Source organism: Bacteroides sp. MSSM.1001136sp1_RTP21357st2_D2_RTP21359_211015 (assembly GCF_040913205.1).
Taxonomy (GTDB): domain Bacteria; phylum Bacteroidota; class Bacteroidia; order Bacteroidales; family Bacteroidaceae; genus Bacteroides; species Bacteroides ovatus.
Genome location: NZ_JBDFVF010000004.1, coordinates 185,340 through 197,891, shown reverse-complemented (window position 1 = coordinate 197,891; position 12,552 = coordinate 185,340). Strand labels below are relative to the sequence as shown.

General features: G+C 39.6%; 8 protein-coding genes. 7 read left to right on the top strand and 1 reads right to left on the bottom strand.

What is annotated here, in order from left to right; translation table 11 throughout:
- Positions 1-8: 8 nt before the first annotated feature.
- The 6 genes from AB5217_RS04805 to AB5217_RS04780 all read left to right on the top strand — a co-directional run bounded on the left by AB5217_RS04805 (position 9) and on the right by AB5217_RS04780 (position 9,298).
- The gene (locus tag AB5217_RS04805) at positions 9-1,562 is read left to right on the top strand and encodes an O-antigen ligase family protein (protein WP_032844874.1); all 1,554 of its coding nucleotides are present in this window, start codon (positions 9-11) and stop codon (positions 1,560-1,562) included.
- 147 nt (positions 1,563-1,709) lie between these two features.
- Positions 1,710-2,492, top strand: coding sequence for a hypothetical protein (locus tag AB5217_RS04800; RefSeq protein ID WP_032844877.1), 783 nt, complete (start codon positions 1,710-1,712; stop codon positions 2,490-2,492).
- Positions 2,489-3,850 carry a hypothetical protein gene (locus tag AB5217_RS04795; protein ID WP_032854574.1) on the top strand — a complete coding sequence of 454 codons (1,362 nt, stop codon included), beginning with the start codon at positions 2,489-2,491 and terminating at the stop codon, positions 3,848-3,850. Before AB5217_RS04800 ends, AB5217_RS04795 begins: the two co-directional genes overlap by 4 nt.
- Before the next feature lie 11 nt (positions 3,851-3,861).
- Positions 3,862-6,798, top strand: coding sequence for a glutaminase family protein (locus AB5217_RS04790; RefSeq protein ID WP_050486429.1), 2,937 nt, complete (start codon positions 3,862-3,864; stop codon positions 6,796-6,798).
- Between the two features lie 204 nt (positions 6,799-7,002).
- Complete coding sequence (locus AB5217_RS04785; RefSeq protein WP_032842884.1) at positions 7,003-8,022, top strand: DUF2059 domain-containing protein; 1,020 nt, start codon at positions 7,003-7,005, stop codon at positions 8,020-8,022.
- An 85-nt stretch (positions 8,023-8,107) separates the two neighbouring features.
- Positions 8,108-9,298: a TlpA disulfide reductase family protein gene (locus AB5217_RS04780; protein ID WP_229115783.1), complete on the top strand. Its 1,191-nt coding sequence runs from the start codon at positions 8,108-8,110 to the stop codon at positions 9,296-9,298.
- An 87-nt stretch (positions 9,299-9,385) separates the two neighbouring features.
- On the opposite strand, the gene AB5217_RS04775 is transcribed toward AB5217_RS04780, so the two are convergent.
- Positions 9,386-10,453, bottom strand: a complete 1,068-nt coding sequence (locus AB5217_RS04775; RefSeq protein ID WP_004299550.1) for a M20 family metallo-hydrolase — start codon at positions 10,451-10,453, stop codon at positions 9,386-9,388.
- A 109-nt stretch (positions 10,454-10,562) separates the two neighbouring features.
- On the opposite strand from AB5217_RS04775, the gene AB5217_RS04770 reads away from it, so the two are divergent.
- Positions 10,563-12,377, top strand: a complete 1,815-nt coding sequence (locus AB5217_RS04770; protein WP_004305211.1) for an AMP-dependent synthetase/ligase — start codon at positions 10,563-10,565, stop codon at positions 12,375-12,377.
- Positions 12,378-12,552 lie beyond the last annotated feature (175 nt).

Below are 12,552 nucleotides of genomic sequence, written 5' to 3'. Positions count from 1 at the left end.
AGATAGAAATGATAAGACTCTTTCATATTTTGTTTGCCGCAGCATGTATAGGCAGTATGTTTGTATATTCCCACCAATTTACAGACGCATATATTGTGCCTAAATGGTGCTGCATTTTGTTTGTGCTGTTATGGATGCTGGTGTGTGCTGCATTTTTGGCATTGCAGCGTAAATCCATAGTGACGGATATGACGATATGGGGGAGTATCATTGTTTCCAGTTGTTGGTTGCAGGCTGTTTATGGAATATTGCAATACGTAGGTTTGTTTCCTTCTCATGCAACCTTCCGTGTGACCGGTAGTTTTGATAATCCGGCAGGATTTGCCGCCTGCCTTTGTGCCGGATTGCCTTTTGTCGTTTTTTTGATCATACATAGAAATAAGTATATTCGATATGCTGGATGGCTGGCAGGGGGAGTGATGGTATTGGCAGTATTTTTATCTCATTCGCGATCCGGCATGGTAAGTGTCATTGCGGTATGTGTCATGTATTTGTGTGGAAGATTCGTTCATGGGAGATTATGGAGATATTTATTATCGGTATCTATAATAGGATTGTTAATAATCGGCTCCTATTGGTTGAAAAAAGATTCGGCAGATGGTAGGTTGTTGATTTGGCGGTGTGGTTTGGAAATGGTGAAAGATGCTCCTTGGACGGGGCATGGCGTCGGAAGTTTCGAGGCTAAATATATGGACTATCAGGCGGACTATTTCAAAGAATATGGTTCGCAAAATCGCTATGCAATGTTAGCGGATAATGTAAAGCAGCCTTTTAATGAATATTTGGGAGTTCTGATTAATTTCGGTATTGTCGGATTGGCTTTGCTTTTGGGTATGGTGGGGGCGCTTGTGTATTGTTATAGGCAAAATCCTACACAAGAAAAGAAAATAGCTCTTTATATTTTGCTATCAATAGGCGTATTCTCTTTCTTTTCCTATCCGTTTACGTATCCTTTTACGTGGATGGTGACATTTCTTGCCGTTCTCATGTTGACTGCTGATTATTTGAAGCGGATAAAGATAGGTACATGGGGCAGGAATATAATATATTCTGCAGCGGTGATGGGCTTCTTTTGGGGACAGGTTAGGCTGGGCGCACGTACACAGTCGGAACGCAGTTGGCAGGAGGCTTCGGAGTTAGCTTTTTGTCATTCGTATGATGAGGCGCTTCCGTACTATGTGAGTCTGAAACACCGATTCGAAGATAATCCTTATTTCCTGTATAATTATGCTGCTGTTTTCACGGAAGCCAAAGAATACGAGAAGGCTTTGAAGGTAGCGTTGGAGTGTCGCAAGTATTGGGCAGATTATGATCTTGAATTATTATTGGGTGATATCTATAGAGAAAAAAAGGATTATAAACAAGCTGAAGAATACTATATGAGTGCTTCGTATATGTGCCCTAGTCGTTTTTTGCCTCTTTATCAATTGTATGAACTGTATAAATGCATAGGTAATACAGAGAAGGCTTCGGAATTGGCAAAGATACTTTTGGAAAAGCCTGCAAAAGTAAATTCGGCGTTGATAAGGAAAATACGATATATGGTGAAAAAAGATGGATAATATATAAATCAATAAATATAGTAAAATGTAAAAAGGTGAGTTCAAGAGTCGGATAATGTTATAGGCGCATTAAGATATAATTAGATTATATACCTACAATTTTAGATGTGATATGCTTATGATGAAAAATGAAATAATAGATGTATTATGAAAAATATAGTAATGAGATTTATATTATTAGTGGTATTAATATTAGGAGGCTGCCATATTTTTATTGGATGTCAACAGCAGGTAGACGATTTTGAAGTTAAATCAGTATTACCTTATTTGTCTATAGAAGGTGATCTTGATAATTTGAATCTGTCGAAGGGTGAGATGAAAATACTTTTCGAAGCATTAGGGCGAATAAATGTTGAAGAAAAAGATGGTTTATATCAGTTAAAGGAGAAATCTGGTGCTGAAATAAATATATCTGAAAAATTATATAAGTTCTTTTCTGCTAAAATAGAATATGAGAACCAAGTGTTGATTTCTACTCCGTTGGTATACTTAAGACCTCGTACAAGGACTATTGAGGAATTTGGAGGTGATAAGGAACCGACTGATTGTGTGGCACATACGATTGCTGATGTTTTAGGACATTATGGAATAAATGATTCTTTTAATGATGTTTCGTCGTGGATTGAAGATGGGTATGGGGAAAATGGTGTGCCAGGTGGCAGTTATTATGAAGTAATGGATTATTATTTTATTGGGGAGCCTATAAGTATTCCTAATTATCACGATGACTATTCGTTTATTGATGATTCTTCAGTTGTTGTAGTAGGGGTTATTGGTAGACCGGAAGGTGGGGTTGCTCATTCTGTTGAAATATTGAAAATAGAAAATAATAATGTAATTTATAAAGATAATCAAAACGATGGTCAATGGCGTTATTGTTGTATTACTGATATTAGATATTTATATAGAATTGATGGTGTACGGGAATGAAAAAGAATTATAAAGTCATTTTTCTTTTCTGCTTATTACTAGGCGGAATGTTCTCTGATGCTTCAGCAAAGAGAAAAAACTCCTTCGTAAGAAAAGATGAAATATTTTCTTATTATTCGAAGTTTGTTTCCGAAGTTTGGGATATCTCGTGGAAGAAACCGAAAGGCTTTACGGATTTGATGAAGAGCGAGACGTGGGCGTTCGGCAAGAAAGACCCTTATTCTTTATTTTATCGGCTGACCGTTGAGTCAGTCGATAAGGATTGTCTCATCATGTATCCCGAACTGAAGATGGTGACGTCTTTCCCTGATATTGCATGGACGGAAAAATGTGGAAAACCGGAATTTCTGAGAAATTATGTTATGATGGAGGTCGGTGATTCTTTGATTGAAGAACGACTGACGGTGTTTTCCGGAACTGAGGCTCCGATGAATGCAGATACGGTGTTCGTGTTCCGCACTGCATTGAAGAACGTTTATAAAAGGTATTCATATTGTACAAGCATCTATGCCTACAAGGAAGGTCGACCGCCTATGATATTCCGTTGCTTCTTTACAGAAAAGGGAAAGGCAAAAGAAAAGCGATATCTTTCAAAGTTCTGCAAGTCGGTCAACTACGGAAACAACAAGGAATGGAAAATGGATGCTGATAAAATGCGTGAGGCTTCTTCCCGGATATTCTATTCGTTTACGAACGCAGAGCGGAAGGGGCTTTTTAGTGAGTATCAGGTGGAGTGTGAACGAGACTTTCATATAAAATTGAGTATGCCGGCAGGATTTGAGACCATTGATAAAATGGTTCCATTCAGAGTGAATGAAGGAAGAAGCATAGGCTCATTCTATCGTGTAGCGTTGGAATCAGAAAATAAAGATTGTTTGATTCTATATCCATTCTTTATTAAAAATAGACCTCATGGTATTGCAAAAAATATGGCTTATGGTGAAGTAATGGCGGCATTGAACTTAGCACCGGAAGAGGATGACGAGATGGGACCGAATCTGGTGAATGGCAAATTTGTGCTTTCAAGAAGAAAAAAGACAAGCCGCAATAAGGAAACGGTACAGTTCGACACAGCCCGCTATATGAGAGTGATCGCAGAGGAGAATATGGAGAATTATTGCAATGCCGATACGGTATATGTATATGAAGTTCCGTTATTGAAACCTTATAAAGGAGTCTATAAGAAATGTATCGGGATAAATATGGTGAAAGAGGGGCATCCGTATGGAATGGCAAAAATCCTTCTGATGGAAGGGGGCGATGCAAGAGACAAATATATGAAACAGCTTTTCGAAAGCATACATTACAGTGATGTTGCATCGAACTATAAGGCGAGAATGAAACCGAAAAAACAATAAAAGAAATAATGATGAGAAAGTATATCCTTTATTTGTTAGCTATCCTGTTGGCAGCCTGTTCGAAAAGTGTTCCTTATTCTGACGAAACTATTAAAAACGACTTGCGTGTACCTGCTTATCCGCTACTGATGCTCCACCCACATCTGCGTTTATGGTCGACAACAGATCAGCTGACAGAGAAGAATATGATTTTTACTAATGGGAAAAATCTTCCTTTTGTCGGTTTCCTGCGGGTGGACGGAACGATGTATCGCTTTATGGGTAGACGTGAACTACCTATGCAAGCCATTGCAACAATGGCATACGATTATGAAAGCTGGGAAGGAAAGTATACCTCTCTTAGACCGGATGAAGGCTGGGAGCAACCGGATTTTAATGATCAATATTGGCAGGTAAATGAAGGTGCATTCGGTACACGCGACAGACGTGAAACGAGAACGCAGTGGCTTTCAACTGATATATGGGTGCGGAGGGAAATCGTGGATATTGATCCATATTTGCTTGAGAACAAGAAGATTTATTTGCGTTATTCGTATGATGACATAGTTCAATTATATATTAACGGAAAACTAGTCGTAAGTGCGGACCGTGCGGCGGCAAATTTAAAAGTTGAGTTGCCGGATTCTATCTTGAATACAATGAAGGAAGGAAAAGCCCTTATTGCAGCTCATTGTGAGAATAAAAAAGGTAGTGCATTGATTGATTTCGGCTTATTTGCAGAGGAGTCGGGAATATTGGTAGAAGGCATAGCTCCCGTTTCTAATGAGAAGGAATGGATTGGGAAATATACAACAGAACAACCGGAAGAGGGTTGGGAAATGGCTGCTTTTAATGATAGCACATGGGCACAAGGAAGCGCTGCTTTTGGCACGGAAGGCGGACCGAGTGTTGGTACTCCCTGGAATACCAATAGGCTATGGATTAGAAGGGAAGTCTCATTCGATCCTTCCTTAGTGAAAAATAGACAACTTTTTGTGCGTTATTCGTATAATGACGGTATGCAACTGCTTATTAATGGAAAGGAGCTTGTTCGTACAGGAACGAAGGCACGCAACGACGTGAAAGTGCAGATCCCGGATTCTATCTTAGAAACAATGAAAGATGGAAAAGCCTTGTTTGCGGCCCGTTGCGTGAATTGGGGAGGTACTTCCTTCGCAGATTTCGGGTTGTATGGTGAGCTGAAAGAAGCCGGGCAAAAATCAGTGGATGTGCAGGCTACCCAAACACATTATATTTTTGATTGTGGAGATGTGGAATTGAAACTGACATTTACGGCTCCTTATTTATTGGATGATTTGGAACTGTTAAGTCGTCCGGTTAATTATATTTCTTATCAGGCTAAGGCATTGGACGGTAAGGAGCATGATGTCGCTATTTATTTTGAAATGGATCCTCATAAAGCCTTTCGTGCCGGACAGTCTACGGAGATGTATGAAAAAGACGGTTGGGTGATGATGAAGACCGGTCGGGAGAATCAGAAGTTATGGGTGGATAAGCTGAAGGATGCTCCGGCCTGGGGATATTTCTATTTAGGAGCGAAAGAGAATGTTACTTGTGCACAAGGGGACGCGGCAGAGATGCGGGCGCATTTTATGAAAGAAGGTGATTTGAAAGAAATGCGTCGGTCGAATGAAAAACGTTATGCGGCGATAGCACAGAAGCTGGAAATGAATAGTGAGTTTCCCCAACATCTGATTGCGGCTTTCGATGGATTGTATACAATGGCTTATTTCGGTGAGGATCTACGGCCTTATTGGAATAAGGACGGAGATAAAACGATAGAAGGGTTATATGAAGACGCAGAAAAAGTATATAAAGAAACAATGGCAAGGTGCTATGCTTTTGACAGGCAATTGATGGAGAATGCTTGCCGTGTCGGTGGTAAAGAGTACGCAGAACTGTGTGCTTCGGCATATCGTCAGGCCGTTTCGTCTTTCCAGATGTCTAAGAATTCGAGTGATGAGTTGCTCTATTTTACCACGTTGGTGGGTTCGCTGGATATTTATTATGCTGCTTCACCGCTATTTCTTTGTTACAATCCCAATCTGCTGAAAGCAATGTTGAATCCTTTCTTTTATTATAGTGAGAGTGGTAAATGGAATAAGCCTTTCCCGGCTCATGATTTGGGCGGTTATCCGTTTGTAAACGGACAAGCGAAAGGGGGAGATTTACCGGTTGAACATGCCGGAAATATGCTGATTATGGTGGCTGCTATGGCTAAAGCGGAAAAAGATGCATCTTACGCAAAGGCTCATTGGGAGACTCTCTCCAAATGGGCGGGTTATTTGATGGAGAACGGGGTTGATACCGATAAACAGATTGATACTGACAGCTTTGCCGGCCGCTACTCTCATAATGCTAATTTGTCTGCCAAAGGAATTCTAGGTATTGCATCGTATGCTCTTCTGGCAAAAATGCTAGGTAAACAGGAAGATGCTGAAAAATATTTGGCAACAGCAAAAAGAATGGCCGAGGAATGGGAGAAGCAGGCTTCTGACGGAGACCATTATCGTTTGGCTTTTGATCAGCCGGATAGCTGGGGGCAAAAGTATAACTTGATTTGGGATAAACTCCTTGACCTTCATGTCTTTCCGGATAGAGTCGTAGAATTGGAGACAGCCTTTTATAGGACTAAATTGAATACTTACGGTTGTCCGTTGCATAGTAAAACTGATTATGCGAAAGCTGATTGGACTGTATGGACGGCTGCATTGCAAAATGACCGACTCATGTTTCGTGAGTTTATTCTTCCGCTTTACAATTATATGAATGAAAACAAATGGCGTGTACCAATGGCAGACACTTATAATGTTGTGAATCAGAAAACAAGAGTTACATCATGGGGAAGACCGGTAACGGGTGCCTATTTCATAAAATTATTAGAGGCGGTTTTGGATGAAAAAGGTAATAATATCGTTTCAAAAGATGAAATGAATTGTTCAAAGTAGCCTTGATAAAATAGGTGCTTGAATGTTATAATTATAGATGAATAGGGGATATTTCGTTTGTCTGTATCTTACAGAGAGCGTGAATGGTAACCTTATGGATTGTAATATACTATTGAATGATGTTGGTTTAATGTATATCTTTGTATAGCAATACAAGATGAAACATGGAATCAATATAAATCCCATAAATAAAATCAGATAATTATGAAAAACATTTTCCTTCCCAAAGTAACGATGTGTATAATTGCACTGCTTGCTTTAATTTTACCAGTTTCTGCACAAAATACAAATGTGACAGATGAGTACAAAGAAGCGTTGAAGAAAATCATGGATTTTTCTGGTACTTCGACTACTACGGATGACTTTTTCCAGAAATTATCATCTATAATGAAATTAAATGCGCCGAAAAAGGATGAGGCTTATTGGAATGAGTTCTCTAAAAATTGGAAAGAGAAAGTAGAAAATAAGGTGTTTGAAATGTATATGCCTGTTTATGAAAAGCATTTAACATTGGCAGAATTAAAAGCTGTTGCTGCATTTTATGAATCTCCCGTAGGTAAGAAATATAAAGAGGCTTCATTGATGGTTATGCGTGAGACAATGCCGCTGCTAGTGGAGCAACTCCAGACAGAGATGTCCAAAGAGATAATGCCGGAGAAAAGTGAACGAGTAAAAAGAGGTGAACAGCGGTTGAAAGAATATGAGCAAAAGCAGAAGCGTGATAAAGAATTATATGCACAAGCCTATATGCTTCCAAGCGATAGTCTAGTTATAGTTCCTGAAGAAGTGTATGAGAAAGCGTATGAGAATGGGAGGTCTACAAGTCCTTCTTTATATTCGATTGAAAGGAGAAAGAATGATACTAAAGTGACATTCATACAACCTATTTATTGGGATTGGCAATGGTTGTATTATAGTCCGGGATTTAAGATTATCGATAAGAAAAGTGGCGATGAGTATAATGTGCGGGGATATGATGGTGGAGCTCCGATGGGTAGGCTGTTGGCTGTCAAAGGATTTAATCATAAATATATTTATATCAGTCTTTTATTCCCGAAACTGAAGAAGAGTGTGAAAGAAATAGATATTCTTGAGTTGCCGCACAAAAAAGATAAAGAACAGTTACCTTCTAATGATGATGGAAAGTCTAAATCATATTTTAATATAAAGGTGAAGGATTATCAGGTCGTTTCCGATAAGAAAAATAAGAAGATCTATTATTAGTTCAAATGATTATTAGAATTTGAAATGATAATAGCAGGTATTGAACATGAGTGTGAACTGTTTTTTTGATATAAACTTATTCCGTATGAGAAAACGAATTATGATTTTATGCACGTTTTGTGCTATTGCTATATTTTCTTCTGCCCAAGAGAAATTCTCTATCCGAGGTATTGCTAATGAGGAATTGAATAATCAATTGTTGTATTTATGCCTGATGGGAGATGGAGAGAAAGCCAAAGAAGTCGTTTTGGACAGTACAACAGTGGAAAAAGGTAAGTTCTCTTTTTCTGGTGTACATCAAATGCCGGATATTGCAATCATCAAGGATATGGATGGAGAAACCTATCCGTTGATTTTCGAAAAAGGAGAAATATCAGTAAATATTGCTGCGAATAAGAGAGGGGGAACGCCTTTAAATGATTCATTGAATATAGCTTTAAACCGTATGCAGCTAATAATGGATAATATGTTGAAAACATCAGATAGTATTTATAAGTTAATGACTGGAATGAAATCTGAAGAATTTGCTGATAAGATGGTGAATGATACTGCATTTAGAGCAAGATATGATAAAATAGAGAAGAAATTTCTTGCACAAATGGATTCAGTATCACATTGTATAAAGGATTATAAGAATAGTATAGTGGGTGTATATCTTTTCTCCGTTGGAGGTATGATGATGCCTTTTGATGATATGAAGATTTTGATGAAAGAAGCTTCGCCTATGTTTTCACAAAATAATTTGGTGAGAAATATTGTGGAAAAGAAGAACCAAGCAGAGCTCCGAATGAAGGCGGAACTTAAAAATAAAATGACTCCGGAACAGCGTGAAGAACAAAAGAAACGGCAGGAAATGGATGCCAAGATAAAGATTGGCGAACGTTTCCCGGATGCTAAAGTGAAAGACAATGCTGGCAACATGAAGCTCTTGTCTGATTATGTGGGTAAAGGAAAATATGTCTTGATTGACTTTTGGGCCTCATGGTGTGGACCTTGTCGGCATGAAATGCCCAATGTGAAAGCTGCTTATGAAAAATATGCTTCTAAGGGATTTGAGGTGATTAGCATATCCACAGATCGAAAACTGAAACCTTGGAGGGCTGCTGTTGAAGAACTTGGAATGAATTGGGTACAATTGTTGGATGTGGATGCTTCTGATATATATGGTATCTATGCTATACCCAGAACTTTCCTTGTAGATCCTACGGGAATTGTTATAGACAAAAACTTAAGGGGTGAAAAACTGGAGGAAGCTTTATCGAAGTTGTTTGAATAATCGTTGCTTTGTTTTTATTGTATGGGTGAATTGATAGTTGAGAACTATATAATAGGATAACCACTATCAATTCACCAATGACTTTTATTAAATCAGAAGTCCGTCCAATAGCTCTAAATAAAGTCCGATCGCTTCTTCTATTTCTTTTAACATGATATATTCTTCTGCCGTGTGTGAACGTGACGAACGTCCCGGACCAATTTTTACCGATGGGAAGGACATTAAGGCCTGGTCGGACAATGTTGGAGAACCAAAAGGAACGCGTCCTAACTTCATAGCTTTCTGTACAAATGGGTGCTTTTCGTCAATTCGTGAAGAATTGAGGCGGAATGAACGAGCTTGGGCTTCACAGGAAATATGCTTTTTGATTTCAGCAAACAATTCTTCATTTGAGTAAAGCTCGTTACTCCGGACATCGACGATGAAAGTACATTTATCGGGAATCACATTGTGTTGTGTACCGGCATTGATGACAGTGACACTCATCTTTACGGGACCCAACAAGGGTGACTCTTTCTCAAAACGATAATCACGGAACCAGGCAATGTCGTCCAATACCTTGTAAATAGCATTGTCTCCTTCGTTACGTGCGGCGTGTCCCGCCTTACCTGTGGCAGTAACATCCAATACCATTAATCCCTTTTCGGCAATGGCGGGTTGCATCTCTGTCGGTTCGCCCACTATGGCAAATGAGACTGGAGGAAGTCCCGGCAATACGCTCTCAATTCCGTCTTTTCCAGAAACTTCTTCTTCACAAGAGGCCAGATAAATCAGATTATACTTCTGCGAAGTGCGACATAGTTGCAGGAACACCTGTAATAACGAAACAACGCTGGCACCGGCATCGTTACTTCCTAATCCATATAACTTACCGTTTTCTTCACGTGGAGTGAACGGATCTTTCCGCCAACCGTTAACAGGTTTCACTGTGTCTATGTGGGAGTTAAGTAAAATAGTAGGCTTCTTCAAATCAAACATAGGACTAAAGCACCACACATTATTTCCTTTACGTCCCGTCTGCATACCTGCCATTTCAATATAGTTTTGCAGGAAATCCGCAGCTTGGGTTTCTTCCCGGCTGATTGAAGGAATACTAATCAGTGATTTAAGCAGGCTTACAGCCTCTGTTGTCATATATGGAATATCATATTTCATAGTGCAAATCTTTTATCTATATCTTAATCTTTGCACAAAGATAGTCGTTTTGAGCAATAGTTTCAAATAAAACTAATACCTTTGTACCATATTTACTAATACAAAGAGTATGACTTATCATCATTTATCTGTCCTGGTCCATCGTCAGGCCGAAAAATATGGCGACAAGGTAGCCTTAAAATACCGTGACTATGAGACAGCTCAATGGATTCCTATTTCATGGAAGCAGTTCTCCGGAACAGTACGGCAAGCAGCTAATGCTTTCGTGGCATTGGGAGTGGAAGAACAAGAGAATATCGGTATATTTTCACAGAATAAACCCGAATGGTTCTATGTAGACTTTGGTGCATTTGCCAACCGGGCGGTTACCATTCCGTTTTATGCAACGAGTTCACCTGCGCAGGCGCAATATATCATTAATGATGCGCAGATTCGTTTTCTTTTTGTCGGTGAGCAATACCAGTATGATGCCGCTTTCAGTATCTTTGGTTTCTGTTCTTCTTTGCAACAACTGATAATCTTTGACCGTTCGGTGGTAAAAGACCCTCGTGACGTATCATCTATCTATTTTGATGAATTTATGGCGACGGGAGAGGGATTGCCTCATAATGATACGGTAGAAGAACGTACGGAGCGGGCTTCTTATGATGACTTGGCAAATATTCTCTATACTTCCGGCACAACGGGGGAACCGAAAGGGGTTATGCTTCATCATTCTTGTTATCTGGAACAGTTTCATACACATGATGACCGTTTGACGACGATGTCGGATAAGGATGTATCGATGAACTTCCTTCCATTAACACACGTGTTTGAGAAAGCATGGTGTTATCTCTGTATTCATAAAGGAGTGCAGATTTGTATCAATCTCCGTCCGGCAGATATACAAACAACCATTAAGGAAATTCGCCCGACACTGATGTGCAGTGTTCCCCGTTTTTGGGAGAAGGTGTATGCAGGGGTACAGGAAAAAATAAACGAAACTACAGGGTTGAAGAAGGCACTGATGCTGGATGCTATCCGGGTAGGTAGAATCCATAATCTGGATTATCTGCGTCTGGGAAAGACTCCTCCGGTGATGAATCAACTGAAATATAAGTTTTACGAAAAGACTATCTATTCTTTGCTGAAAAAAACAATCGGTATTGAGAATGGTAACTTTTTCCCGACTGCCGGTGCTGCCGTTCCCGATGAGATTAATGAATTCGTTCATTCGGTAGGAATCAATATGGTGGTAGGATATGGACTGACGGAATCTACGGCTACTGTATCTTGTACACTGCCGGTTGGCTATGATATCGGTTCGGTAGGTGTTGTACTGCCGGGGATTGAAGTGAAAATCGGTGAAGACAATGAAATCCTGCTTCGGGGTAAGACGATCACAAAAGGCTATTACAAAAAAGCGGAAGCCACAGCTGCCGCTATTGAGCCGGATGGCTGGTTCCATACAGGTGATGCCGGTTACTTTAAAAATGGACAGCTTTTCCTGACGGAACGTATTAAAGATTTATTCAAAACATCAAACGGCAAATACGTCGCTCCGCAAGCTTTGGAAACGAAGTTGGTCATTGACCGTTATATCGACCAGATTGCCATTATCGCCGATCAACGTAAGTTTGTCTCGGCTCTGATTGTTCCTGTATATGGATTTGTGAAAGAGTATGCCAAAGAAAAGGGTATTGAATATAAGGATATGACGGAACTGTTGCAGCATCCGAAGATTGTAGGATTGTTCCGTGCCCGGATCGATACACTTCAGCAACAATTTGCGCACTATGAACAAATCAAACGTTTCACTTTACTGCCTGAGCCATTCAGCATGGAACGTGGAGAATTGACTAATACACTGAAACTGAAACGGGCGGTGGTTGCCAAGAATTATAGTGAGCAGATAGAGAAGATGTACGAAGAAAGTGAGAAATAGGCGATAAGCGGTTTATCGTTAAAAATGAAACGATAAACCGTAAATAATAAATCGGAAACAATAAAGAGTGTATTGGAGCTCTCTTTAAAAGTATTACCCCTGTTACAGTTCAATTTGTAACAGGGGTAAACTTTGTGTTTAGGGGGGGCTTTGACACCTGCTAATTATTTATGGC